Annotated in this window: 27 protein-coding genes and 1 pseudogene; 7 read left to right on the plus strand and 21 right to left on the minus strand. The window is 60.4% G+C overall.

Features of this window, described 5'->3' with window-relative positions; translation table 11 throughout:
* Positions 1 to 9: 9 nt before the first annotated feature.
* From V6582_RS02190 to trbB, 3 genes are read right to left on the minus strand one after another with little or no spacing between them, the layout of a single operon-like run.
* Positions 10 to 291, minus strand: a complete 282-nt coding sequence (locus tag V6582_RS02190; protein ID WP_156634222.1) for a VirB3 family type IV secretion system protein — start codon at positions 289 to 291, stop codon at positions 10 to 12.
* On the minus strand, positions 291 to 623 hold the full coding sequence (locus V6582_RS02195) for a TrbC/VirB2 family protein (RefSeq protein ID WP_156634220.1): 333 nt from the start codon (positions 621 to 623) through the stop codon (positions 291 to 293). Before V6582_RS02195 ends, V6582_RS02190 begins: the two co-directional genes overlap by 1 nt.
* Positions 620 to 1,600 (minus strand): P-type conjugative transfer ATPase TrbB, encoded by a 981-nt coding sequence (gene trbB / locus V6582_RS02200; protein WP_156634218.1) that lies wholly within the window; start codon positions 1,598 to 1,600, stop codon positions 620 to 622. The genes V6582_RS02195 and trbB overlap by 4 nt, the downstream gene beginning before the upstream one ends.
* A 318-nt stretch (positions 1,601 to 1,918) precedes the next feature.
* Here trbB and V6582_RS02205 point away from each other — a divergent pair, with 318 nt between their 5' ends.
* Positions 1,919 to 3,205 (plus strand): hypothetical protein, encoded by a 1,287-nt coding sequence (locus V6582_RS02205; RefSeq protein ID WP_156634216.1) that lies wholly within the window; start codon positions 1,919 to 1,921, stop codon positions 3,203 to 3,205.
* A gap of 54 nt (positions 3,206 to 3,259) precedes the next feature.
* Here the strand turns inward: V6582_RS02205 and V6582_RS02210 are convergent, their stop codons facing one another.
* From V6582_RS02210 to V6582_RS02290, 17 genes are all read right to left on the minus strand, one after another.
* Positions 3,260 to 3,682 (minus strand): CopG family transcriptional regulator, encoded by a 423-nt coding sequence (locus V6582_RS02210; RefSeq protein ID WP_156634214.1) that lies wholly within the window; start codon positions 3,680 to 3,682, stop codon positions 3,260 to 3,262.
* Between the two features lie 5 nt (positions 3,683 to 3,687).
* Entirely contained in the window at positions 3,688 to 5,670 is a 1,983-nt protein-coding gene (locus V6582_RS02215; protein WP_156634212.1) for a conjugal transfer protein TraG, read from the minus strand.
* Positions 5,671 to 5,694: 24 nt separating this feature from the next.
* Entirely contained in the window at positions 5,695 to 7,434 is a 1,740-nt protein-coding gene (locus V6582_RS02220) for a relaxase/mobilization nuclease domain-containing protein (protein ID WP_156634294.1), read from the minus strand.
* Positions 7,435 to 7,677: 243 nt separating this feature from the next.
* A complete protein-coding gene (locus V6582_RS02225; RefSeq protein WP_156634292.1) occupies positions 7,678 to 8,592 on the minus strand; it encodes a lytic transglycosylase domain-containing protein in 915 nt (304 codons plus the stop codon).
* Positions 8,593 to 8,597: 5 nt separating this feature from the next.
* Positions 8,598 to 8,933 carry a DUF736 domain-containing protein gene (locus tag V6582_RS02230; protein ID WP_156634209.1) on the minus strand — a complete coding sequence of 112 codons (336 nt, stop codon included), beginning with the start codon at positions 8,931 to 8,933 and terminating at the stop codon, positions 8,598 to 8,600.
* A 47-nt stretch (positions 8,934 to 8,980) separates the two neighbouring features.
* The gene (locus V6582_RS02235; protein ID WP_156634207.1) at positions 8,981 to 9,526 is read right to left on the minus strand and encodes a S26 family signal peptidase; all 546 of its coding nucleotides are present in this window, start codon (positions 9,524 to 9,526) and stop codon (positions 8,981 to 8,983) included.
* Positions 9,523 to 10,041 (minus strand): DUF2840 domain-containing protein, encoded by a 519-nt coding sequence (locus V6582_RS02240; protein ID WP_156634205.1) that lies wholly within the window; start codon positions 10,039 to 10,041, stop codon positions 9,523 to 9,525. Before V6582_RS02240 ends, V6582_RS02235 begins: the two co-directional genes overlap by 4 nt.
* Positions 10,038 to 10,295, minus strand: a complete 258-nt coding sequence (locus V6582_RS02245) for a hypothetical protein (protein WP_156634203.1) — start codon at positions 10,293 to 10,295, stop codon at positions 10,038 to 10,040. Before V6582_RS02245 ends, V6582_RS02240 begins: the two co-directional genes overlap by 4 nt.
* Positions 10,292 to 10,945, minus strand: a complete 654-nt coding sequence (gene parA, locus V6582_RS02250; protein ID WP_156634201.1) for a ParA family partition ATPase — start codon at positions 10,943 to 10,945, stop codon at positions 10,292 to 10,294. Before parA ends, V6582_RS02245 begins: the two co-directional genes overlap by 4 nt.
* Positions 10,942 to 12,126 carry a replication initiator protein A gene (locus tag V6582_RS02255; RefSeq protein ID WP_156634199.1) on the minus strand — a complete coding sequence of 395 codons (1,185 nt, stop codon included), beginning with the start codon at positions 12,124 to 12,126 and terminating at the stop codon, positions 10,942 to 10,944. Before V6582_RS02255 ends, parA begins: the two co-directional genes overlap by 4 nt.
* 12 nt (positions 12,127 to 12,138) lie before the next feature.
* On the minus strand, positions 12,139 to 12,426 hold the full coding sequence (locus V6582_RS02260) for a helix-turn-helix transcriptional regulator (RefSeq protein ID WP_156634197.1): 288 nt from the start codon (positions 12,424 to 12,426) through the stop codon (positions 12,139 to 12,141).
* A 132-nt stretch (positions 12,427 to 12,558) separates the two neighbouring features.
* On the minus strand, positions 12,559 to 13,014 hold the full coding sequence (locus V6582_RS02265) for a DUF2285 domain-containing protein (RefSeq protein WP_234889838.1): 456 nt from the start codon (positions 13,012 to 13,014) through the stop codon (positions 12,559 to 12,561).
* A complete protein-coding gene (locus tag V6582_RS02270; RefSeq protein WP_234889834.1) occupies positions 12,905 to 13,321 on the minus strand; it encodes a transcriptional regulator domain-containing protein in 417 nt (138 codons plus the stop codon). Before V6582_RS02270 ends, V6582_RS02265 begins: the two co-directional genes overlap by 110 nt.
* 108 nt (positions 13,322 to 13,429) lie before the next feature.
* On the minus strand, positions 13,430 to 13,690 hold the full coding sequence (locus V6582_RS02275) for a DNA -binding domain-containing protein (protein WP_156634195.1): 261 nt from the start codon (positions 13,688 to 13,690) through the stop codon (positions 13,430 to 13,432).
* A 156-nt stretch (positions 13,691 to 13,846) separates the two neighbouring features.
* Positions 13,847 to 14,107, minus strand: coding sequence for a hypothetical protein (locus V6582_RS02280; RefSeq protein WP_156634288.1), 261 nt, complete (start codon positions 14,105 to 14,107; stop codon positions 13,847 to 13,849).
* A gap of 327 nt (positions 14,108 to 14,434) precedes the next feature.
* Positions 14,435 to 15,277, minus strand: a complete 843-nt coding sequence (locus V6582_RS02285) for a DUF932 domain-containing protein (RefSeq protein WP_156634193.1) — start codon at positions 15,275 to 15,277, stop codon at positions 14,435 to 14,437.
* A 372-nt stretch (positions 15,278 to 15,649) separates the two neighbouring features.
* Positions 15,650 to 15,961, minus strand: a complete 312-nt coding sequence (locus tag V6582_RS02290) for a DUF736 domain-containing protein (RefSeq protein ID WP_156634287.1) — start codon at positions 15,959 to 15,961, stop codon at positions 15,650 to 15,652.
* A 202-nt stretch (positions 15,962 to 16,163) separates the two neighbouring features.
* Here V6582_RS02290 and V6582_RS02295 point away from each other — a divergent pair, with 202 nt between their 5' ends.
* Positions 16,164 to 17,192, plus strand: a complete 1,029-nt coding sequence (locus V6582_RS02295; protein WP_060718548.1) for an IS110 family transposase — start codon at positions 16,164 to 16,166, stop codon at positions 17,190 to 17,192.
* Between the two features lie 176 nt (positions 17,193 to 17,368).
* Here V6582_RS02295 and V6582_RS02300 read toward each other — a convergent pair whose 3' ends face one another.
* A complete protein-coding gene (locus tag V6582_RS02300) occupies positions 17,369 to 17,995 on the minus strand; it encodes a LysR family transcriptional regulator (RefSeq protein WP_197434534.1) in 627 nt (208 codons plus the stop codon).
* 321 nt (positions 17,996 to 18,316) lie between these two features.
* On the opposite strand from V6582_RS02300, the gene argH reads away from it, so the two are divergent.
* The 5 genes and pseudogenes from argH (at position 18,317) to V6582_RS02325 (ending at position 23,243) form a co-directional block, all read left to right on the plus strand.
* Positions 18,317 to 19,807: an argininosuccinate lyase gene (gene argH / locus V6582_RS02305; RefSeq protein ID WP_349508854.1), complete on the plus strand. Its 1,491-nt coding sequence runs from the start codon at positions 18,317 to 18,319 to the stop codon at positions 19,805 to 19,807.
* Positions 19,808 to 19,849: 42 nt separating this feature from the next.
* On the plus strand, positions 19,850 to 20,359 hold the full coding sequence (locus V6582_RS02310; RefSeq protein ID WP_197434533.1) for an ABC transporter permease: 510 nt from the start codon (positions 19,850 to 19,852) through the stop codon (positions 20,357 to 20,359).
* 9 nt (positions 20,360 to 20,368) lie between these two features.
* Positions 20,369 to 20,770, plus strand: a complete 402-nt coding sequence (locus V6582_RS02315) for an ABC transporter permease (RefSeq protein ID WP_337739418.1) — start codon at positions 20,369 to 20,371, stop codon at positions 20,768 to 20,770.
* Entirely contained in the window at positions 20,736 to 21,626 is an 891-nt protein-coding gene (locus V6582_RS02320) for an ABC transporter permease (RefSeq protein WP_197434531.1), read from the plus strand. The genes V6582_RS02315 and V6582_RS02320 overlap by 35 nt, the downstream gene beginning before the upstream one ends.
* A gap of 52 nt (positions 21,627 to 21,678) precedes the next feature.
* Positions 21,679 to 23,243: pseudogene (locus V6582_RS02325) on the plus strand (ABC transporter substrate-binding protein).
* Positions 23,244 to 23,305: the final 62 nt, after the last annotated feature.

Below are 23,305 nucleotides of genomic sequence, written 5' to 3' on the forward strand. Positions count from 1 at the left end.
CCGCGCTCCTCAGACAGACAAATGACCGGGGATGCGCAGGTGCCTGCGCCCGACCTCGACAAAGAGCGGGTCACGCTTCGCCGCCCAGACGGCGACGAAATGACCGATGGCCCATATGGCGAGGCCGACCAGCCAGAGCCGTAGGCCGAGGCCTACGGCTCCGGCGAGCGTCCCGTTCATGATCGCAATGGAGCGTGGAGCGCCGCCGAGCAGGATGTGCTCGGTCAGCGCGCGATGAACCGGTACGGTGAAGCCAGGAACCACGTCGAGTTGTTCGAAGGCAGCAGCCATCAGACTAGCGCCCCGCCGCCGAACGAGAAGAACGACAGGAAGAAGCTCGACGCGGCGAACGCGATCGACAGGCCGAACACGATCTGGATCAGGCGACGGAACCCGCCCGAGGTGTCGCCGAAGGCCAGCGCCAGGCCGGTGGCGATAATGATGATCACCGCGACGATCTTGGCGACCGGACCCTCGATCGACTGGAGGATTTGCTGAAGCGGCTGTTCCCACGGCATGGACGAGCCGGACGCATGCGCGGCCGGGACAATCATCATGCTGAGGGAAAGAGTAGCGGCGGCGGTCGCTACGATGCGACGGCCGCGCGAAAGCACGTGGATCATTGGCGTTCTCCTGAGTTCGATGTGGCTGGGGTGATGCGATAGTCGCCGCCTGGGCCGAGCCCTTCGACGCGGGCGAGCTCAGTGAGCCGACGGGACGAGCCGCGCCCGGCGAGGACGGCAACGATGTCGATCGTCTCAGCTATCAGCGCGCGCGGGACTGTGACGACGGCTTCCTGAATGAGCTGCTCGAGACGGCGCAGTGCACCGATGCCGCTTCCGGCGTGAATGGTGCCAATGCCGCCGGGGTGTCCGGTGCCCCACGCCTTCAGAAGATCAAGCGCCTCGGAGCCGCGCACCTCTCCGATGGGGATACGGTCGGGCCGCAGACGTAGAGAGGACCGGACGAGATCGGAGAGTGTCGCCACACCGTCCTTCGTGCGCATCGAAACCAGGTTGGGCGCAGCACATTGCAGTTCGCGCGTGTCCTCGATGATGATGACACGATCCGCGCCCTTGGCGATCTCGGCGAGCAGCGCGTTTGTCAAAGTGGTCTTGCCGGTGGACGTGCCGCCCGCGACGAGAATATTGGCGCGGGAGACCACGGCGGCGCGCAGCGTTTCTGCCTGGTCAGCGGTCATGATGTCGGCCGCCACATAGTCGTCGAGTGTGAACACGGCGATGGCGGGCTTGCGTATGGCGAAAGCTGGCGCAGCAACCACTGGGGGCAGCAGGCCTTCAAAGCGCTCGCCGGTTTCCGGCAGTTCCGCTGATACGCGCGGCGCGCGCACATGCACCTCCGCACCGACATGATGAGCGACCAGGCGCACAATGCGTTCGCCATCGGCAGCCGTCATCGTCTCGCCGGTGTCGGCCAACCCTTCAGAGAGACGATCCACCCAGATGCGGCCATCAGGATTCAGCATGACCTCGACCACGGCCGTGTCTTCCAGAAACCGGGCGACCGCGGGCCCGAGCGCGGTGCGCAACATGCGCGCGCCGCGCTGGATCGCTTCCTGTTTGCGGTGAGTGACTGCCATGTCGTCCCCGTTTCTGTGGGGACGCAACTGATGGTCCCCGGATCAGGGATGATTAAAAGGACCTGGAATTAGGCCTACACAACAAGTATCTGGCATCGTAGTAGCGTAGCGTGCAAATACAGGAGAATGGCGATTGAAGCCTCGCGAGATACCTGCAGCAGATGCCTCTTAGATTCCCCTATTCGTCAGTTTTTTTGACTGCCGCAACGAAACATTCAACTTTACCAAGTATTAGCGCAAAACGAATCACTACAGCCTCCGAACAAGCGTCCCTGCGTATGGGACTTTTTCGGCAAGGTAAAATACACGGGAATTCGAATGTCCACTTTCTCAATTGATCTCGCTGCTGAACGTATCATTGACAAAAGATCGCGTGAGTATTTTGAGGAAGTCACGCGCTCCTTTGCCAACAATTGCTATCGAAGCAGCCTTGTCATGCTGTGGACCGTGGTCGTCTGCGACCTCGTCTACAAGCTGCAAGCATTACGCGACATGCACGGCGACAAGCAGGCAGAAAATCTTCTGCGGGATGTCGAGGCTAAACAAGCCTCCAATCCCACCAGCCCTGATTGGGAAATATACCTCCTCGACGAAGTGGCCAAACGCACGAAATTCCTCGAAACCGGTGAGCACATCCAGCTGCAGGGACTACAAAAGCTTCGGCATTTGTCGGCACATCCGGTCCTGACCGGAACCGATCTTCTGTTCCATCCCACCAAGGAGGCCGTCCGTGCCCACATCCGCACGGCTCTGGAGGCCGTGCTTCTCAAGCCGCCGTTGTTCTCGAAGCGGATCGTCATGACCCTGGTTGAAGACATCGCCGTGAACAAGGCGCTGCTGATATCCAGGAGCACACTCAAATCCTATCTCGAAGCCCGCTATTTCCAGAATATGTCGAGTGCCGTTGAACTGGAACTTTTCCGGGCTGTGTGGAAGTTCTGTTTCAAACTCAGAAATGCCGACACCGACGCCCATCGTGATATCAACCTCGCTGCGCTCGCGGTCATCTACGAGCGAAACCCCGCAGCTATCCGTTCGGCGATGGACGGAGATCAGGGATATTTTAGTGACGTCGGACCGGACGCTGAACTGTTGATCGCCCTGGTTCATTTTCTTGCGGAATATCAAGCGCCTTTCGGCTCACTCAATTCAGCTGCCCAAATACTGATCCAGGGACAGACCAGCGCAGATATCAACCTTAAACTGAAAGCGTCTTTCCTCCATCCGGACTTCCCCACACACCTCAATGCACTGTCCGCGGAAACTCCGGATGCCTTCGATGCAGTCGAGGAAGTGAATTGGAAACATCTCCTCGATGACTCCGAAGGTGAAGGGCTCCTTCACACCGCATGCGAAATAGGTATTCGCAACTACGGACGATCCGCGAGTTATGATGATGCGGACAGGCGCTTCGGCCGTCTCATCGCACCTTTACTTGGCCGAATAGATGCCACTCGCATGGCAAATCTGCTGAACACCATTGATAACAATTCCCAGACTTACGAACGACGAAGAGCGAGGGCCGATCATCGGGAAATTGCCTCCGTAGCTGCCGATCTCTCAGTTGATGTGACTGCCTATAAAAACTTTAGCGCCAACATCTGACCGGCTCCCAGATACCAATTTAAGCCGTCATTTATAAAAAAGCGCACGGATCTGCTATCGGTCAGGAATGTCCTCCGATATCTCCTGACGCAGTTTCGGCCCCTGTGCGAGACGCCGACCGAGAGCAGTGATATACGCTTCGTATCGCTCACTTGCCTTGGCGCGTGCTGCCTGTGCGGCTGGCTCAGGCAATGCAGGTGTGGTGGTGAGCCAGAAGCGAATGAACACGGCGAGGCTTTCGATGGCGATGCCGACGTCACGCTCAAGTCGTGTCATGCGGCGATCGATCTGGTCGAGGCGCTTGGCGACGATCGCCTCGCGCCTTTCGGCGTCATCCGGCGAGAGGAAGGAGGCGATGGCGGCCTCGGCGATCATGGACTGCGATTGATCGCGGCGAGCGGCAAAATCCACCAGCGTCTTCTCGACATAGGGGTCCAGATAGATCGTCACCTTTCTTTTCTTCATACGACTGGTCATGACGCCTACAGATCCATACCGTCATTGAGGTCGAGCGAGACCTGCCGCGCGACGCCCTGCATCTGGCGAACCATGCGCCGATAGCGGACGGCGTCCTCATCGGTGTCATCCGAAGGTTCAATCTCGAACTCGTTTTTGATTGGAGCCTTCTTCTCCACCGGCTTTACGCGACTGAGTTCAGGTTGCAGCCGACGCTCGGATTCGGTGGGGTCATCGTCATCCGGGGATGCGGTGGTCGCTGCCAGCTCGTCCGGCATTGCCGGTATCGGCAGGCTGCTCCAGTCATCCGGGCCGACAGTGGCCGGGCGCTTCAGATCGGGCGGCGACAGCACCCGCTCCTTGAACCGGGCGTCCTCGTAATAGCGCACCTTCTTCGCCCGGATCGGCGGGATGCCGGCGACCATGACGATCTCGTCGGTCGGCGGCAGCTGCATGATTTCCCCCGGTGTGAGCAACTGGCGGGCGGTTTCAGAGCGGGACACCATGAGGTGCCCCAGCCAAGGTGACAGCCGGTGGCCGGCATAGTTTTTCATCGCCTTCATTTCGGTGGCGGTGCCGAGGGCGTCGCTCACCCTCTTCGCCGTTCGTTCGTCATTCGTGGCGAAGCTGACGCGCACATGGCAATTGTCGAGGATCGAATTGTTCGGCCCATAAGCCTTCTCGATCTGATTAAGGCTCTGCGCGATCAGGAAGCTTTTGAGGCCGTATCCCGCCATGAAGGCCAGCGCGCTCTCGAAGAAGTCCAGCCTGCCCAGTGCCGGAAACTCGTCAAGCATCAGCAACAGGCGATGGCGCCCGGCTTTCGCCTGCAGGTCCTCGGTCAGGCGACGGCCGATCTGGTTGAGCAGCAACCGGATCAGAGGCTTTGTGCGGTTGATGTCCGAGGGCGGCACGACAAGGTAGAGCGTGGCCGGGCGCTCGTTGCCGACAATATCACTGATCCGCCAGTCGCAACGGCGCGTTACTTCAGCGACGACCGGGTCGCGGTACAAGCCGAGAAACGACATCGCGGTAGACAGCACGCCGGAGCGTTCGTTGTCGGATTTGTTGAGGAGCTCGCGTGCGGCGCTGGCGACGACGGGGTGCGGTCCGCTCGACCCAAGATGCGCTGTCTTCATCATGGCGCGCAGCGTCGACTCCACCGGCCGCTTGGGATCGGAGAGGAAGCTGGCGACGCCGGCGAGCGTCTTTTCCGGTTCGGCATAGAGGACATGCAGGATCGCGCCGACGAGTAGGCTGTGGCTCGTCTTCTCCCAGTGATTCCGCTTGTCCAGGCTGCCTTCTGGGTCGACAAGGATGTCGGCGATGTTCTGCACGTCGCGGACTTCCCATTCGCCGCGGCGGACCTCGAGCAACGGATTATAGGCCGAGGATTTGGGGTTCGTCGGATCGAAGAGCAGCACCCGGCCATGCCGTGACCGGAAGCCGGCGGTGAGCGTCCAGTTCTCGCCCTTGATGTCATGGACAATGGCCGAGCCCGGCCAGGTCAGCAGTGAAGGCACGACAAGGCCAACGCCCTTGCCGGATCGCGTCGGAGCGAAGCACAACACATGCTCCGCTCCATCATGGCGTAAGTAGTCCCGTTCGTACCGGCCGAGCACCACGCCATCCGGACCGAGCAGGCCTGCGTCACGGATTTCCTGATCCTGCGCCCAGCGGGCCGAACCATAGGTGGCGACGTTCTTCGCCTCCCGCGCCCGCCAGACCGACATGCCGATGGCGACGGCGATCGCGATAAAGCCACCCGACGCGGCGATCATGCCGCCGGTGGCGAATATCCCCGGCGCGTAGGCATCGTAGAAATACCACCACCACATGATGGCGACCGGGAAATAGATCGGCACGCCGAGCAGCCGGAACCAAGGCTCGCCGAGCTGGGCCTGATAGCCAAGGCTCGACGCGACATATTGCGTCGCGCCCCAGGTGGTGGCGAGGACGATCACGAACACAATGAGGATCTGTCCCCATAGGATTTTTGTCGCGGACATGGGCGATCTCCTTTCTGGTTGAGGCTAGAGGCCGAGCCCGCGCTTGCGGCCGAAGTCCCAATCGACGCCGCCATCGTCACGAGCGACACCCGAGACATGGCGACCGATCTGCTTTTCGAGGGAAGGCGACCAGGGCACGAGCTGGAAGCCGAGGCCGTCGTCGATCATGGCAAAGCGGCCGGAGGCGAGCGCAAAGCGCTGGCGATAAGAACCGGCGACATACTCGCCGGAACCGGCGCGGGCGAATGGCAGGCCAGTCTCGGCCGCGAGCTTTTCCCCGAGCGCATTGACCTCCCGGTCGCGCAGCGTGTTGAGCAGGCGTCGTGCGAAGACAACGCGCCCGCCCTGGCGCTCCGCAAGGCTCTCACCGATAAGACGTTCGGCCCGCTCCTCCATCGCCTGCCGGACTTCCGAGCCGAAGCCGCCTTCCGAAAGCGCAATGGGCTCGCGGGCTATTGCCTGCCGGTCGAGCCAGGTCGCGCCGGTGGCGTTCACCTGCGCGTGGAGATCGAGATCGGAGCGGACGGCGAGCGCGACACTGCGCTGTCCTTCTCCATCGTGCCAGGCGCGTAGCTCGACGATCGAACCGGGCGGGCTGTCGCCGGCGGCGTCGAGATGCGGCAGCTTGATATGATGGGTGCGGCCGTCGACGCCATCGACCACGGAATAGGCCGTGCCTTTCAATTCGTCGTCGAGACCGCGATCGACCAGGCGGCCGATGACGGGAACGTCGAGGCTTTCTCCGGCGAGCACATAGCTGGCCGAGCCGCGCTCGATGCCGCGGTCGGTGAGCGCGCGATGCATGCGCTTGATAATGTCGCTGCGCTCGCCGAGCTCGCGCAGGACCGTCTCCGCCTCGGGCTTGATGAACCATTGCGAATGACCGACCTGACCGGCGACGCCAAGAACTTCGAGAGTCCGCAGCCGGCCAACCTTCAGCGCATGAAACTCGTCCGGTTGGCCGTCGGCGCGCGGAGCGAGATCGATAACACCAGACTTGCCGGCGTCGCGGACAAGCTGACGGTCGAGCTGCGTCCAGCGCTCGGCTTCGACCTGACGTTCGAGATTCCGGCTGATGTCGAGGTCGGTGCGCTGCCCGAGTTCCTGCGTGACGAGGTCCGCAGCGCGGGCACGCATTCCCTCCTTGATGTAGTCGCGCGAGATGACGAGGTCCTGGCCGTCGTCGGTGCGACCACGCAGGATGACATGGATGTGAGGATTGTCGGTGTTCCAGTGATCGACGGCGACCCAGTCGAGCCTGGTGCCGAGATCCTTTTGCATCTGGCCCATCAGTTCGCGCGTATAGGACTTGAGGTCGGCCATCTCGGGGGCATCCTCCGGCGAGACGATGAAGCGGAAATGATGCCGATCGTCCTCGCAGCGCTCGGCGAAGGCGCGAACGTCCATTTCGTCGCTTGACGGTCCGAACATCCGCGCTTTTTCCCCGTCGCGGGTGACGCCATCGCGGCGCAGGTAGTTGAGGTGCGCGCCGAGCGGGGCGGAGCGCGCCATGTGGCGAACGACGCGGGTCTTGATGACGACGATGCGCGAGCGCCCGGTGAGCAGGCGGTTGGCCTGGATGCTGGCGCGCTGGCCGCGCCCGAAGCGTGACCGTTTGCCAGACGAGATCTTGCCGGAGCGCGACACGCGCCCGCCGGCCTTCTGCGCGGCGGCGAGCGCCTGAGCGATGAAAGGCCGGGATTGCTGCGAACGGGTGGAGCGAATGCGCCCCGGACGAATGCGGAACTCGCGGTCATCGGCCATGACGCGCGCCCGCACCGTGCAAAAGAGATCGGAAAAACAGAAGGATGAGTGCGGAGCGCACGGTGCGCGTGAGCGCTGCACGGTGCGGAATGCGCCAAAAACATGAACAAAAACAACCACCCGACCGAAGTGCACCGTGCGCCTTTTTATCTCGCCATCGTCCGGTTGCTGCACCTGCCTCCACCCCCGGCGCTCTCCATGACACACCAGCGCACGAGAAGATGCGAATTGCCGCGCCGCCGCTCATGGCCGGTCTCCGCCAGCATTGCGGGCGACGAAAAGCCCCACCGGTTGGGAGGCAGTTAGCTTTTCGGGTCTCGCTGGGACGGGTGAGCGGGCGCTGTCCGGCGCGCGATCGGGAGACACAGGATCGACGGCCGGTGTGCCGTCGTCGCGCAGGACGAAGATCGCCGCCTCGCGCCAGTCGGTTGGCCGCGCGACCGCGAATGCGATTTTTGACGGGCGCTCGCCGTGCAGCGCGGGCGCAAGCGAAGCGACGTATGCTCGTGTTTCAGCGGGGAGCGGACGGCGGGTCGCGCGGTGCTCGTCATAGCGTGCGGGACCGGCATTGTAGGCGGCAAGCATGGCGGTCGTGTCGCCGTAGCGATCCCACATCTCGCGCAGGTACGCGGTGCCGGCGAGGATGTTGTCGCGCGGGTCGTAAGGGTTGCGGCCGAGATCATAGCGGACACGAAGCTCGGCCCAGGTATCGGGCATGACCTGCATCAATCCAATAGCGCCGGCGGACGAGATGGCACGCACATCGCCCGCGCTTTCGGCGCGCAACACGGCGCGGATCCAGCGCTCCGGAATGCCGAAGCGCTTCGAGGCTTCGGCGATATGCGCTGCATAGGGATCAGCCGAGTGTACGCCCGGCGCGGATTGCGCGATCGCCGCGCCCGATCCGCTGCCGAGCGAGAGCGCCACGACCACCACGACAACGGCATACCGGAATAGCGCCCTGTCTCCGCGGCACCGCAAGCCTGCCAGCGTGCTCGCTGCGGTCAAGGGTACGCGCAAAGCGCCGGCCGGAGGCCGCCCCTGACCTGCGCTGCGCGCGCCGGCCGTCCTGCGGCCGAGCGGGACGACGGGATGAGACGGCCTTTCCGCGAACAACGGGATGAGGATTTTGAATGCGATTGCGATGCTGGACTGCATGGTCATCAGTCCCGCCCATCGCGCGGCTTCGGGCGATTCCAGTGCAACGACCACGCGCTTTCATCGTCGTCCGCCCGGAAGAGGTTCGCACGGATTGGCTGCACGAGCGTCGGATCGTCAAGCTGCAAGGAGAGGTAGTCGCCGGCCTTCTCGCCGCTCTCCTTCCAGGCGGCTCCGACTTCGGGACCGTCTTTGTCAGCGATATGGATACGGAAGTCCGGCGCATGCTCCGCGTCGGATTTCCTCGCGGGGATGAGCACCACTTCGGCATCGATGACAAGCGTGCGGATGCGGCCGGACCAGCCGGTCTTTGTTTTCTGGAATGCGCCGATATTGGCCATGGCAATCTCCTTCGGTTGCGCGTGGATGAAAGGTGTCGGTGCGCGCCTCAACGTGTTTGGGCGCGCCAGACAAAGCGGCCGTTGCCGTCGTCGTCGGTGTAGAGGGGAATGGCGCGGCCGATGACCGCCGAGGCGGGAAGCGTGCCGAAGTAGCGGCCGTCAAGACTGTCGCGGACTTGCCCATTCATGAGGAAGAGCTGCCCTTCGGCGATTACGCGGCAGCCCTGCCAGACAGGCAGATCACGGCCCATCCGGTCGCGCTCCAGCGCCTCGCCCATCTCGATCGCGTCGACCGTGATGGTGCGGCCGGTGCGGCAGACTCGTTGTCCCGGCACGCCGAGTACACGCTTCAGCAGCGGCACGCCGCGTCCGACATAGCCGCGTTCAACCATGAAGGAGGCGAACGGCTCAGGTGGCAGCACGGCGACCAGCTCCGGCACCTCGGTCGCGTCAACCGGCTCGACGGTATAGAATCCGACGGGCGCGCTGGCGGTTGAATTCCAGATCAGCTTTATCGGCGTAGGGATTGCAGCAGCAGCGACAGCGCCCATCGCCGTGAGGCACGTCGCCATGACATAGCCGAGGCGGGTCATGACTCCGTTCTCCGGCGCATCAGGAACGCCTCGTGCCGGCCGGCGCTGTAGACACGTGGCTCATCGCCGGCCGCCAGCCGGTTATGGACATGTCGCCAGTGATCCGGCGAGACGTCGGCGGGATCGATGGCTTGCGCCTCGATGGCGTCAATGATCTGAAGCACGCGCTCGACCTTTGGCCAGCCGGCGATCTTCAACAGGATTTCGCCGCCGGGGCGTACATATGGCAGCGTCTGGAAAGGCTCGCCGCGGTCGACGGCGCGCACGATATCGATGCGTGATATGGTCGTGCCGTATCCGTTCGCGGCCCAGCGAACGAGGCAGAAGATCGTTTCGGGCGAGAAACCGACAAGCCTGCGGCGACTGTCGAGCTTCTGCTCGTAGCTTTCGTGACCGAACCTGACCCAGTTCTCAATCCGCTTCTCGATCCAGGTGAGTTCGACAAGGGTGAGGAATGCCGGAAGATCGTCCGATAGCGCGTTCCCGCATATACGGGTTGTTGTACTGCCAGTCATGGTGTGTCACCCCCTTGCGTGCCGGGAAATTCGCGTTCGAGCAGCTCGCGCAGCATGTCGGAAGCGGTCACGCCGCCCCGGAAGGCGGCGATCTTGATGCGGCCGCGCAGCTCGGGCGTGATGTCGATGGTCAGACGCGCAGTGAATGCAGCGGTCTCGCTGCTGCGGACAGCTGATGTCTCACCGGCCTTGATCCAGCCTTCAGCGTCGCCCGGCCGGGAGGCGAACCCGCGCTTTTCCGTACGCGCCGTCATGACGCGGTCCTCCCGACGCCGAGCCTTGCTATCTCGGCCGCCAGCGCCAAAATCTCGCGCGCTGCCGGACCGTCGGCGGCGATCTCGCAGGCGAGCCGGCCGGTCTGCGCCGCGTCGGCGAAAACGACACGCTGGCCGATCGTGGTGGCGAGCACAGGCGGATCATGGTCGGCCAGCGTCTCGGCCGTATCGCGGGCGATGATCGTGCGAGCGGCGCAGCGGTTGAGAACGAAGCGGGCGGCAAGCTGCGGCCGGTAGATGCGCGCCTCCGCCAAGAGGGTCAGCATCTCGGCCGAGGCCCAGCCGTCGAACGGCGACGGCTGCACCGGCATGAGCACGAGGTCCGCGGCAAGCAGCGCGGATCGCATGAGGCCGGCGACCCGTGGCGGCCCGTCGATGATAACGTGATCGGAATCTCGAGCGAGTTCCGGCGCCTCGCGATGCAGCGTGTCACGAGCCAAACCGACAACGCCGAAGGCGCGCGGGAGGCCTTCGCGGCCGCGCTCCTGCGACCAGTCGAGCGCAGAGCCCTGCGGGTCGGCGTCGATCAGCGTGACGCGCAGCCCGTGCCGTGCCCATTCGCCGGCGAGATGGAGGGCAAGCGTCGTCTTTCCGGCACCGCCCTTCTGGTTGAGAATGGCGACGATCATGAGGCGCCTCCCGACTTGCGGGATCGTGGCGGCTTTACGGGACGCGAAGCATCGTCTGCCGTAAAGGAGGATTTACGGAAAGTCGTAGCCGGCTCGTGTCCGGTTTTCGTCTTTGCGGAGCCGATATCGAGAGTTCTGGCAGCGCCGCGGATGAGTTTTTCCACATCGCGCGCGCCCCCTTCAAGGTTAGATTCACTGTTAGACTCTAAGTTAAGGCCCGGATTCGTCGTTTCAGACCAGAGACTTAACTGCGGTTCGTGCGTGCGAAGTCCCGATACCGTCTGCGTGCAAAATCCCGATAGCCCTGCGTGCGAAGTCCCGAGTGTTTCCACAGGTTTATCCACAGGGCCTGTGGGGAACTCTGCGGGCAGGATTCGGAGCAGCTCGCGGCGGCCCTCGCGCTCGATCCGCAGCCGGTAGCCGGGCAGCGGCTGGCGCAGAACGATGCGGCGGAGCTGGAGCGCGAAATCGGAGACGCGGACCAGGCTGCCCGATTTTTCATGAAGATGCGGGACATCGAACAGCCACCCGCCTGGCTGGCGACCCGCATGCTTGCGGGCGACGCGGTACAGCCAGCGCTCTATCCCACCAGTCAGCCGGAAGTAAGCCGGATCGATTGTGAGAACCAGCGATCGGTCGATGACGCCGCGATAAAACCAGTCTGGCAGGACGAACTCCATGCCCTCGACGCGGCCGTCGGCGCGGGTGAGTTCCTCCCACTCGTTGATCCACGAGAACTGGTGTCGCCGCCAGTTCTCGCCGTGTCGGATATTGGTGCGGATGACGGTGGACTGGAGCCTGGTGAGAGCGCCTTTCAGGAGCCTGTAGTCGCGCGCGCCGGTCTCGCGGCCGATCGCGGTGAGAAGTTGATAGGGCGTGAAGCGCAGGAAACGCGAGGTTCGAAGGCCCAGGTTCTCGGCCTCCACGATCTGGCTTGCGGCCCAGATCAGGACATCGGCGTCCCAGATCGTCGCCATGCCGTGCTCCTGAACGGCGAGGACCTCGACGCGAACGTCTCCCGCTTGGTAGAGGATCGGAACGATGCGCTTGGATTTTGCGAGCGAGAAGAACGGACGTTCCATCAGATCGCGCTGGTCGCGCGGCTTTGCATCGCCGGTCGCCACGACGAACGGATCGAGCGTGTTACGCTCGCTGGAGGTGATGAGGCGGCGGCGCTGCATGCCGTGTCCGCCTCAGCGATGGCGCGCCGCGCCGCCATAGGCGAGCGAAGGAACAGATGCCTGACGCTTGGCGGGCAGCACAGAGCCGCGTGGATCGGAAGTCGAGGTGACGGAGCCGCGTTCGGTCCAGGCCTGAAGATCGTCAATGGCGTAGACGACGCGGCCGCCGAGCTTGCGATAGGCTGGCCCAGTCCCGTAGGTGCGATGCTTTTCGAGGGTACGGGCAGAAAGGCTCAGGAACTCGGCCGCTTCCTTGGTGCGCAGGAAGCGCGGCGGGACGGTGGGATGAACAGGTCGCATGGATCGGGCCTCCGTGGTGTTGCATGCGGTCGCTGGTGGGCAGCGGCGGATGACGATCACGGTGGCGAAGATCGCAGGCGTAGAGGGAGGGGGAACTTAGGGTGCGCTAATTCTCACCCCTGCGGGGTCATGTCAGGACCGGCGGCGATGGCGCAGCAGCGTGCGATAGCCGCCGGCGATCATCGCCATCCCATCCTTCACCAAGGCTGTCGTGGCATCGCGGAGCGCGGAGGTTTTCCAGTGTTCGGAGGCGACGCGGTCGACGCCGAAGATGACGCCGGCGATGTCGCGATAGGTGGCGCCGTCCATGCGTCCGTCGGTGGCTTGCAGCATGAACCGGTGACGACGTTTTTGCTGCGGCGTCAGTCGGCGGTCGTCAGGGACTGTGCGCCCCAGAAGGGCGCGCAGTAGGCGCTCAATCGCCTCTGTGCGGTCGAAACCGTCTGGATCGAGCGGCACGAGCGCCGCGAGAGGGGTTTCAGGCGGCACGCCGGCAAGTTGGACGATCCGGATCGCTTGGCCGCCAGTTTTGAACAGGAAATGCCTGCCGTCCTCGTCCTCGTGCGCGCGCGCGGCTGGTTCGCGCAGCTCGGAATAGAAATTGTCGACCGTCGGCAGAAGGGCGGGCATCTGTGCGAGCAGCACGGCGCTGGTGTCCGCCTCCGCCGACCAGACCACGGGACCCTCTCCAGCACTCAGCGACGGCGGGACGAAAAAACTGCAGGCCCCACTTCAGACGCAGTTCCTGTTTCAGGGAGGGGCTGTCAGCCCGGGCATAGTCGTTCTGATAGTCGGTATTGCGCCTGAGCCATTCCCAGGCGAGGTCGGGAGAGTCGAGGGCGTCCAGGTAGTCGTAAGTCTCCGAGGACCGCCAGCGCGATATGTTAGGCTTCATCCTTTTTCCTCGTGCCACAACGTGGGGGCGCAAACGTTCCCGAAACTTGATGATTTGGGAAGAGTTTAAGAATGCATCAAGCGATGCCAGCGGCGCAACGCTGCATTATCAGCGGCCTTCGCGAAGGATCTGGCGATAGCCGTGCTCGGTCATCCAGCGGGCACGGGCAAGATGGCTGTCGTGAATGCGCCGGGCACGTTCCGGCTCGGCGTCGGGATCGATCCCGAAAATGACGGCAACCGCTTCGCGCCAGTCAGCGCCATCAGTCGCGGCGTCGAGCACGCGCATATACACCTTCATGTGCGACCGATCGTAGTCCGTGAGTACGGCGCTGTTCGGCGGCTCATCAAGGAAACCCGGCTCTGTCATTCATCCTCCCAAACGGGAAATCTATATCTTTGAATGGGCAGTATGGGAACGTCCATCATTGTCGAGCAGACGGATGCAAGAATGATGACATCGTTGTCGAACGACATCTGTATCGGCGACGCGGAGTAGCCCGATAACGACGAAACACGCCAATATTCACAGGCGCTTTCCGCTATCTGGTGCATTGCCCTTATCCATGATCATCACGCCTTCTCCCTTGTCGATGGTCAGGAAGACGATGCCGTTGCGCTCAAGGGCACGCCGCACTTGGTCGCGGGTCGATTCATAGACGCGCAACCCGTTCTCGGATTCGAGACGTCTGAGTGCGGTTAGCGATACCTGGGCCGTGTCGGCAAGCGTCTCCTGTTTCCAGCCAAGCAACGCTCGTGCGGCCCGTGACTGACGGGCGGTGATCATGAACGCGATCACCGCCACAGGTCGCGGCGCAGAAGCCAGAACTACGATGATAATAATCGCTTTTTGCACGAATGCCACCCATAATCGTCTTTTCTTGGTGCTTCGACTATGTGTCTGACACAGGTGATTCGGCTGCCGGAAGCGCCGCAGTCGCGACAATGACGGTGCTCGTATCGCGAGCCGGGCAAGGCCCGGCGAGCGGCGATCGCACCGAGGAGACGCGGCCGCACCGCCGATCAGGACCACGGATCGGTGGCAATCCGTCCAATCGGAAAGCCTGAACAGCGTAAATCCGTAGAGCCGGCTTTCCGGCTCTACGGATTGCGGTCAACGCGTCTTAAGGCGTTGCATACCCTCGGCCAACGTCCAGAGCGCGCGGTTGAGGGTGACATTCTGATCGATACCGTTGACGGCGCGGGTCTGGCTGCGGCGGATGCGGCCTCCGGCATTGCGCCTGCTCCCGTGCAAACCGCCCTTTATCATGTTTTCCTGAATAACGTTGTAGGTGGTCCAGAGGCTTTGCCCGCTATCCTCACGGCGGCGCGGGATCAAAATCTGGTCGGGTCGGATAGGTCTTTCTTCCTCACCGTAGCGGGCGAAAAGGCTCGCGTCGGCAAGAACGCGCTGTTCTTCCTCCGACAACCGGGTTTCCTTCATGGTCTCGCTGGCGTCGATGAGGCGCGGGAAATCCTCCGCCACGGTATAAACGCCCTCGATGATATCATGCTGGATATTCCCCTTGTGTGGGACGCGGACTTCCTCGAAGCGCTCGCCCGCAACCAGACTGTTGGTGCAGACGAAACGCAACATCCCGGCGAACATCTGGTAGCTGCTGGTGCCATCATGGCTGTTGACGATGATGACTTCCGCCGCCTCCGGCTTGCCGATACCGTCATCCCTGCGCAGGCGCAGCATGTGTTTGGCGTGTCCCATGCGATCCCCATCGCGCGGAACCGCCTGCACGGCAAAGAACGGAAGCCATCCTTCCCGGCGCAGCCCCTCCACGATGTCGATGGTGGGCACGTAAACATAACGCTGCGAACGACTGTCGTGCGCCTCGCGGGCGAAGATGGATGGGACGTGCCGATAAAGCGCCTCGTTGTCGAGCGCTTCGCGACCGCTGATCTGGTGGCTGTTGCGGCCGAAGCGTGTGGCGAGATGATAGTTCATGGTCCTTGCTCCTTTCCCGTTGATGCCGAAGGCATGTCCCCCGACATGCCTTCCGGAGGCGCGCGAGCGCGCGGGGATGGGAGGGGGCAAATGCCGGCGAGCATGGCCGGCCTGCCAGCGTGAGCGGGACGGAATGGAGACGACCGGAAGGATGAGGATCGTCGGCCGTGCTGCGAACCGGCGGGCCTGCCACTGCGCAGGCGGCGTTTGAGGGGAGAAAGGGGAAAAGTTTCCCTTGGCTTCCCCCTTGATCGGCAAGGCACGGGCCGCAGCTGACCGCGACAAGGTGCGCGCAGCGCTCCGTATTCCCTGATGGCGACGGGCATGAGCATGGCAAAGCCCCGCTGTCGCGGGGCTCGACCGATGGCCTGTTCAGTTGGCGGCGCGGCGGCGTGACCAGATGAGCGCCAGTTCCTCGGTCTCCGTTTCGACCAGGCTCGCATAGATCGGAGCGGCGAAGCTCGGGTCGTCCAGCTTGACCGAGAGGTAGGAGTTGCCCTTGTCGGACTGCCTCTTCCATGCCGCTCCGAATTCCGTGGTTCCCACGAGCACGCGAAAGTCGGGGCCGTTTTCGGTTTCGCCCTCGACGGGCAAGAACTTCACCGACTTGACGTTGAGGTTGAGAGTTTTCACGGCGCCGGTAAAGCCGTTTTCGGCGCGGGTGAAAGTGCCGATCGTAGCCATCATGATTTTCCTTCTGCTGATCGGATCGCGCCCATCGCGATCTCGATGGCGGTCGAAAGACCGGGGACGATCGGCCCGCACCCCTCCGGGGCCGGAACAACGTGAAGGGCGGCCGGCGACGGCTTTTTGATGATGTGGACACCCCCACCACTACCGCCGAGAATATCGGCAGGGACCAATCAAACGTTGGAAAGGAAACGGGATGTCCAGGCTGACAATCGGAATCGACCTTGCAAAGAATGTCTTCCAGGTTCACGGCATTGATGACAGCAGTCGTGTCGTGATCGCTCAGAAACTCCGGCGCACACACCTTCTTGCATTCTTTGCCAAGCTGGAGCCGAGTCTGATCGGCATGGAGGCGTGCGGCTCCGCGCATCACTGGGCTCGCGAACTGACAGGCATGGGCCATGAGGTCAAGCTGATGGCGCCGGCTTATGTGAAGCCGTACGTGAAGCGGGGGAAGAACGACATGGTGGATGCCGAGGCGATCTGCGAGGCTGTGACCCGGCCGACCATGCGGTTCGTTCCAATCAAAACCGCGTCGCAGCAGTCGATCCTGATGGTGCACAAGTCGCGTGCTCTCCTCATCCGGCAGAGGACCATGCTGGTGAACGCCTTACGAGGCCATCTCACCGAGATCGGCATCGTGGCGCCGGTCGGGATCGAAAGAACGGCAGAGCTCGTCGAGCGGGTGCTCGCACACGAGCCGACAGAGCTGGACGTTCCGCCGCTCGTGACTGACATTGTCGTATCCTTGGCCAGGCAAATCGACTCCCTGACCGCCGAGGTCAGGACACTTGAAGCCAAGATACGCGAATGGCAACGAACGAGCGAAGCAGGCCGCAGGCTTGCGACGATCCCGGGCGTCGGCGTCATCACTGCCACAGCACTGGCGGCGACGGTGCCTGATGCGTCAGTCTTCAGGTCGGGGCGAGAATTTGCCGCATGGCTCGGGCTGACGCCACGATCGAATTCGTCTGGAGGAAAAGAGCGCCTCGGCAGGATCACGAAGGCCGGGAACCGATATCTGCGAACGCTGCTGATCGTCGGCGCGACAGCCGTCCTCAGGCATGTCAGGCATAAGATGCACGGGCCGCTCATCGAGTGGGTCAGGAAATTGTTGTTAACGAAGCCCCCGCGCCTGACGACCGTGGCGCTGGCGAACAAGATGGCGCGGATCGCATGGGCCGTGATGACTCGGCAGACGGTATACACAAACGCCATCGCATAGAAACCGACGCACCAGCGTCACCGAGTTCGGAGGGCCTGCCAGACGATCGTGATGAATACCGGTTCCGCCGGGGATCAGGACAACCCGTTCGCGAGACTGCATCTGCAGAATGCGCTTTTTTGATTGGGACCATGATCCGCGGATTTCATCAAGGCCCGCGGCCGTTCGGCCGATCATCAGAGAGGCCGGACATATGCGAGCAGCCAGCCGGGTTCAAAAAGATCAGAAGAAAGGCTTGACCGAGGGGGTGTCCACATATGGTCTCGCGAGGCCAGTGGATGATCGGCGCGCATAACGCAAACGGCAGCGAAGGGCGGCAGCTTGATCAGGTTCACCGATTGGCTTTCTGCTCTCCATTGGACCAGTCCCACGTCCACTTTGAATGTGCTGATTAACCGCAGTGTCGTGCTAGATTTTCCTACCTCTAGCGCGAAAGACACGTTCGGGCGGTCCCGAAGAAAATCGCTGACAATATTATTCAATAGTCCAAAGGACAGTCCCGACATCGCAGCCAGCGATATCCGACCAATTCCCGAGTTCCGGATCCCTAACGCCGCATCGCCGATGTTTTCGAGTCCGATATGCCAGTGTTCCACATGCTCGAGGAACAGCCTTGCTTCAGCAGTCGGAATTATCCTGTTATTCAACCGCTCGAATAGACGGAAGCCAAGCGTTTTTTCGAGATCAAAGATCAGCCGGCTGACTGCTGGCTGTGTTATACCTATGGTCTTCGCTGCCGCGGACATGCCACCTGCCTCGATAACTGCAAGGAACGCATTGAGTTGCTTTGGTTGAAGCTGCATGTCCTTAAAGATCCTATCTCGTTCCAAAAGTCCATAATGCTGGCGCCACATGATACCCAAGTGAGATTCTTGGATTGCCACTTAGCGTAAACCACCCGACCGTCAATTCAAATTCTCTCCTCAACTGCGCCCATAACATTTAAACATGGCGACATAGTTCCATGTAGCCTTGAGAAGTTTCCATTTCGGAAGAGAATGTTTTTTAGACATGACTGGGCAGTGCACAAAAATGTTGCGTTGCAGCGCCGGAGTCTTCCGACCGCCCGGATGTTATTGCAGGGCCAATAAATATCGTAAGGAAACAAATTCGTGAGAGAGAGATTGAATTCGGCACCGAGTGAGATGATTAAGAAACACTTGATCGATCCTCGCCTGCTCGGCAACCTACAGCCTGATTTCGTTCAAATGTCGAGGATCAACAAGGCGCATGTGGTTATGCTGGTGGAGACCGGCGTTCTCTCGCCCTCGGAGGGATCAACGCTACTAGGGGGCATCGCCTGGCTAGATCGGCAGGGAGTCGATGCCATTGAGCTAGATGCGGAGCGTGAAGATCTATACTTTAACTTAGAACATGCACTAATCGGCAAAATTGGCGGAGAAATTGGCGGTCGACTCCACACTGCGCGCAGCCGCAACGATCTCTATGCCACCATACAGCGTATGAAGGTACGCGGTTACAGCATTGCGATGTCAAACCTCTTGCTCGACGCGATCACCGACGTAGTCGCGCTGGCTGAACGCGAGATCGATACTGTGATGACTGGCTATACTCATCTCCAGCCTGGCCAGCCGATAACTGCCGGCCATTATCTCTCGGCCATTTCCCAAGGACTGCTGCGTGATGCGCAGAGGATAATTGATGGTTATGCACGCATTAACCTGTCGCCGCTCGGAGCCTGCGCGTTGGCGACAACGACCTACCCTATCGACCGCGATCGCACGGCAGCCTTGCTGGGTTTTGATGGACTGGTGGAGAACTCGCTTGATGCAGTCGCGTCTCGTGACTACGTGCCGGAACTGCTTTTCGGTTTTTCGATGGCTGCAACGACCATCAGCCGATTCAGCGCTGACCTGCATATATGGTATACGCCTGAGTTCGGTTTTATCGGAATTGATGATGCGATCGCTGGCACGAGCAGCATCATGCCGCAGAAAAAGAACCCTAGTCCGATCGAACATTTGAAAGCGAAGGCCAGCCATCTCTACGGTGCGCTTGCCGGCTCGCTAGCAGCTCAACGTGGTGCAGCTTATAGCCATGGAAGAGAGGTCGGAAGCGAAAGTACGGCAGGGCTTGGCGACGCAATAAAGCAAACAGAAGCGATTTTTGAGCTGACCAGCGCGGTTGTGCGCGGACTACAGTTCCGCCGCGCTACGCTTCTGGAAAAGACCTCGGCCAACTACTCAACTTTGACCGAACTTGCAGATTCGTATGTAACCAAGCATGGGCTTTCCTTCCGTGCTGCACATCAAATCACTGGCCTACTCGTGCGCGAATGCCATGAACGCGGCTTACGTGGCACTGCTGACATCACGCCGGAACTGGTCAACGGCATCGCATCTGAGGTGCTAGGCCACGCCCTCGATATATCCGAAGATGACCTAAGGGAAGCCCTCGACCCTGCAAGAAGTGTGGCACGTCGGCGTGTCAAGGGTGGGCCTGCCCGTGATTGCGTTGCATCCATGCTAGAGAACCAGAAGGCCCACATCTCCGACTTACGCAAGCTCTTGGGAGAGCGCCAAAATAAGCTGGACCAGGCTGACGAAAACCTCGAGCACGCCATCCGGATCAACCCAATGAAGCATGTCGCATGACAGTAAGAACTGTCCATGCATCCCCGAGAGAGGTCCAGCACTATGGTAAGTTATATTTTTCGGCGCCTTGTCATGCTCGCCCCCATGTTGCTGGGAGTCTCGGTGGCCGTATTCCTTGTACTTCACCTAATTCCTGGCGACCCTGCCCGGATGGCAGCTGGGCCAGACGCAACTGAAGCCGATGTGCAGCAGATACGGATCAATTACGGGTTAGATAAATCTCTAACGCATCAATATGGGATCTATCTGACCAAACTGCTTCAGGGGGACTTAGGTGAATCGTTTCAAACTCTTGGTCCCGTAACAGAAGGCATTGCTAGAACGTTCCCTGCGACGCTCGAGTTGACCATTGCCGGTATGCTGATTGCAGTTCTAGTCGGGGTGCCACTCGGTATCTATTCCGCCCTCAATCCTTCTGGCCCGGCCGATCGACTTGTTACGGGGATAGCAGTGCTGGGGATATCCATGCCCGGGTTTTTCCTCGGCCTTATGCTTATGCTGGTCTTTGCTTCCATGCTCGGCTGGCTTCCGCCGACCGGCCGCGGGACTTAGGCCCACCTTGTGCTACCAAGCCTGACACTCGGCTTGCCCTATGTAGCCACTTTCGCACGGTTGACTCGCTCCAGCATGCTCGAGGTGCTGACAGAGGACTTTATCCGAACCGCCCGCGCCAAGGGACTTTCATGGTGGAAAGTAACTTATCGCCATGCACTGCGTAACGCATCCATTCCAATCGTCACCGTACTTGGCTTGGATTTTAGCCGGCTTCTAGGCGGAGCGGCAATCGTTGAAACGGTTTTCGCCTGGCCAGGCATGGGTCGCTACATGGTCGAAGCGATCATGGTTCGGGACATATATGTCATCCAGGGGACAATTCTCGTCTTCGCCGCCGCCGTCGTCATCATCAACCTATTTGTGGACGTGATCTATGGCATTCTCGACCCCCGCATCTCCTATGCATAAGCACAAAAACCCCCAAGGTTTGTTCGGATATCTGATCGGACGGAAAAATTACATCGCTATCGCAGCGATTGCGGTGGCTACAGTGTTTGTGCTCGCTGCCCTTTGCGCTCCCTGGCTATACGATTGGGAAACGACAACCCGGGTTTCACTTAGTACCGCGCTTCTTTCACCGAATTCAACATATCTGCTCGGGACAGACGAGGTTGGTCGAGACATGCTGGCACGCGTGGTCTGGGGCGCGCGGATCACACTCGTAGTCGCCTTGGTCAGCGTTGCAATCGCGATGGTGATCGGCGTTGTGATCGGGCTGCTGTGCGGCTACTACGAGAATCGGTTTACAAGCCTCATCATGCGGTTCATCGATGGGATGATCGCATTTCCCCGCACGCTACTTGCCATTATCATCGTAACGATTTTCGGACCCGGTATACTCAGCTTAACGCTTGCAATAGGTATATCAACGATACCTGCCAATGTCCGGCTCTTCAGAGGACCAGTGCTGGCGCTGAAGCGTCGCCAGTTTACGACGGCGGCAAGATCGCTTGGAGCAAGGGATTCCAGTATCCTTTTCTTCCACATTCTTCCAAACACTATGTCCCTGATCATAATTCAAAGCACGCTGTCTCTCGCGGAAGCAATCCTCATCGGCTCGGGTCTAAGTTTTCTCGGACTTGGCCCTCAGCCGCCGACGCCAGAATGGGGAGCGATGATCGCTTCGTCGCGCGCCCAGTTCACAAGCCATCCGCACGTGATCTTGGCACCTGGCTTCGCTTTATTTCTAGTGATTCTAAGCTTCAATATCATCGGAGATGCCTTACGGGACTACATCGACCCCCGTTCACGCAAAGCGCTCTAATTTCACACTTACCTACACACCAAACAACTCATCAAACAAATAAGGGGAACCAATGCCAAGTATCTTCACTTTGACACAGCGCTGCTGCCTGACTGTCAGCATTGCGCTATTCAGCACGACAACGATCACCGCTACAGCCCGGGCGGAATTTGATCTACGCGTAGTCCAGGGATCGGACGTTGATACGCTCGACCCTGCCGTGGCGCGCAACAGACCCTCGCAGGTCGTTTACGGTCACATCTTTAACAAGCTGGTGCGGTGGAAGGACACGAAACTCAGCGAGATCGTGCCAGATCTAGCAGAATCCTGGAGCAAATCCGCTGATGGCCTAAAGTGGACCTTCAAGCTGCGAAAAGGTGTTACGTTTCAGGATGATACTTCATTCAATGCGGAAGCGGTGAAGTTTAATCTCGACCGCATCAACGATCCTGCCCTGGGTTCACCCAACCGCTCCCTATTTGAGGACATTGCCAAAGTTACTGTCATTGATGACTCCACTGTCGAAATAACCACAAAGAAACCGTCGCCGACGTTGCTAGAGGTACTTGCGGAGCCCTATTCATCGATCAGCAGTCCGGTTGCTGTACAGAAGAATGGTCGCGCCTATTCGCGGAACCCAGTAGGTACCGGGCCGTATAGCCTCGCGGAGTGGATCCCGGGACAAAAAGTCGTCCTGAAACGCAACCCCAATTATTTCGATGCGGCTGGAAAGGCTGATACCATAACCTTCCGCCCTGTGCCCGAAGGCAGCGCTCGCGTCATTGAGCTTGAAACGGGAAATGCCGACATCGCTCTCAGTCTCGCTCCCGATCCGCCGACGAAATCAAGCAGCATAAAGCAACGGATCTTGTGGTCGAGCCGAGTTCTTTTCAGATCTCGTTCGATCTCAACGCTACCAAGCCGCCTTTCAATGATCCGCGCGTCAGGCAGGCTGTAAACTACGCCATCAACCGTGACGCACTAATCAAGACAATCCTCCAAGGATACGGCAAATCACCGGAAGGTATCTTCCCCGAAGGGGTCCAGGGACGCGCCAAACAGAACGCCTATTCCTACGATATTGAGAAAGCTCGCAAGCTGGTAGCGGAAGTCTATCCCAGCGGCTTCAAGGACAAAATCGTCATCTGGACTCCTGCTGGCCGGTACATGAAGGACAAGACGGTTGCCGAAGTCGTTCAGGGCAGCCTGAACGACTTGGGCTTTGAGACCGAGTTCAAGGTTTGGGAATGGGCAAGCTACCAAAAGACACTTTATCGCCCGGAACCTGGCAAGGGTACGGGAAAGGGTAGTGACGATGCAAATCTGTGGATGCTGGGCACCAGTATCACTAACGCAGACTGGCGTTTGCGCCGAAAACTTTCAAGTAAGAGCGACTCGAATCTGTCGGGTTATAATAATCCTGTAGTTGATGCGCTTCTTGACAAGGCATCCCGCGATCTCGAATACGCCTCACGCATGAAAACCTACGGTGACATCCAGAACATTGTCTGGAACGAGAACCCGTCTGCTCTCGTGCTTTTTGACCAAGTTCAACTCATCGGCGTCGCTAAGGGCCTCAAGGGTCTTCAGGTCTACAGTGATGAGGCCGTTAGGTTCGATCAGGTTACGAAGCCGTAGAGCTTGGCAACGACCCGGCAATGACAAGGTCCTGGTGGATTGGTGCAGCTCCTCCAGGCCTC

The organism is Agrobacterium vitis, from assembly GCF_037039395.1.
GTDB lineage: Bacteria > Pseudomonadota > Alphaproteobacteria > Rhizobiales > Rhizobiaceae > Allorhizobium > Allorhizobium vitis_E.

Excerpts from the sequence above, each read along its gene's own strand:
- V6582_RS02210 (WP_156634214.1), bottom strand. The coding sequence starts at position 3,682 with ATGACCAGTCGTATGAAGAAAAGAAAGGTGACGATCTATCTGGACCCC.
- V6582_RS02235 (WP_156634207.1), bottom strand. The coding sequence starts at position 9,526 with ATGACCCGCCTCGGCTATGTCATGGCGACGTGCCTCACGGCGATGGGC.
- V6582_RS02215 (WP_156634212.1), bottom strand. The coding sequence starts at position 5,670 with ATGTCCGCGACAAAAATCCTATGGGGACAGATCCTCATTGTGTTCGTG.
- V6582_RS02255 (WP_156634199.1), bottom strand. The coding sequence starts at position 12,126 with ATGCAGCGCCGCCGCCTCATCACCTCCAGCGAGCGTAACACGCTCGAT.
- parA (WP_156634201.1), bottom strand. The coding sequence starts at position 10,945 with ATGATCGTCGCCATTCTCAACCAGAAGGGCGGTGCCGGAAAGACGACG.
- V6582_RS02280 (WP_156634288.1), bottom strand. The coding sequence starts at position 14,107 with ATGATCACCGCCCGTCAGTCACGGGCCGCACGAGCGTTGCTTGGCTGG.
- V6582_RS02320 (WP_197434531.1), top strand. The coding sequence starts at position 20,736 with ATGGCATTCTCGACCCCCGCATCTCCTATGCATAAGCACAAAAACCCC.
- V6582_RS02285 (WP_156634193.1), bottom strand. The coding sequence starts at position 15,277 with ATGAACTATCATCTCGCCACACGCTTCGGCCGCAACAGCCACCAGATC.
- V6582_RS02225 (WP_156634292.1), bottom strand. The coding sequence starts at position 8,592 with ATGCAGTCCAGCATCGCAATCGCATTCAAAATCCTCATCCCGTTGTTC.
- V6582_RS02275 (WP_156634195.1), bottom strand. The coding sequence starts at position 13,690 with ATGACAGAGCCGGGTTTCCTTGATGAGCCGCCGAACAGCGCCGTACTC.
- V6582_RS02310 (WP_197434533.1), top strand. The coding sequence starts at position 19,850 with ATGGTAAGTTATATTTTTCGGCGCCTTGTCATGCTCGCCCCCATGTTG.
- V6582_RS02300 (WP_197434534.1), bottom strand. The coding sequence starts at position 17,995 with ATGCAGCTTCAACCAAAGCAACTCAATGCGTTCCTTGCAGTTATCGAG.
- V6582_RS02245 (WP_156634203.1), bottom strand. The coding sequence starts at position 10,295 with ATGACGGCGCGTACGGAAAAGCGCGGGTTCGCCTCCCGGCCGGGCGAC.
- V6582_RS02295 (WP_060718548.1), top strand. The coding sequence starts at position 16,164 with ATGTCCAGGCTGACAATCGGAATCGACCTTGCAAAGAATGTCTTCCAG.
- V6582_RS02290 (WP_156634287.1), bottom strand. The coding sequence starts at position 15,961 with ATGGCTACGATCGGCACTTTCACCCGCGCCGAAAACGGCTTTACCGGC.
- V6582_RS02220 (WP_156634294.1), bottom strand. The coding sequence starts at position 7,434 with ATGGCCGATGACCGCGAGTTCCGCATTCGTCCGGGGCGCATTCGCTCC.
- V6582_RS02195 (WP_156634220.1), bottom strand. The coding sequence starts at position 623 with ATGATCCACGTGCTTTCGCGCGGCCGTCGCATCGTAGCGACCGCCGCC.
- V6582_RS02260 (WP_156634197.1), bottom strand. The coding sequence starts at position 12,426 with ATGCGACCTGTTCATCCCACCGTCCCGCCGCGCTTCCTGCGCACCAAG.
- trbB (WP_156634218.1), bottom strand. The coding sequence starts at position 1,600 with ATGGCAGTCACTCACCGCAAACAGGAAGCGATCCAGCGCGGCGCGCGC.
- V6582_RS02190 (WP_156634222.1), bottom strand. The coding sequence starts at position 291 with ATGGCTGCTGCCTTCGAACAACTCGACGTGGTTCCTGGCTTCACCGTA.
- V6582_RS02230 (WP_156634209.1), bottom strand. The coding sequence starts at position 8,933 with ATGGCCAATATCGGCGCATTCCAGAAAACAAAGACCGGCTGGTCCGGC.
- V6582_RS02240 (WP_156634205.1), bottom strand. The coding sequence starts at position 10,041 with ATGACTGGCAGTACAACAACCCGTATATGCGGGAACGCGCTATCGGAC.
- V6582_RS02205 (WP_156634216.1), top strand. The coding sequence starts at position 1,919 with ATGTCCACTTTCTCAATTGATCTCGCTGCTGAACGTATCATTGACAAA.
- V6582_RS02270 (WP_234889834.1), bottom strand. The coding sequence starts at position 13,321 with ATGAAGCCTAACATATCGCGCTGGCGGTCCTCGGAGACTTACGACTAC.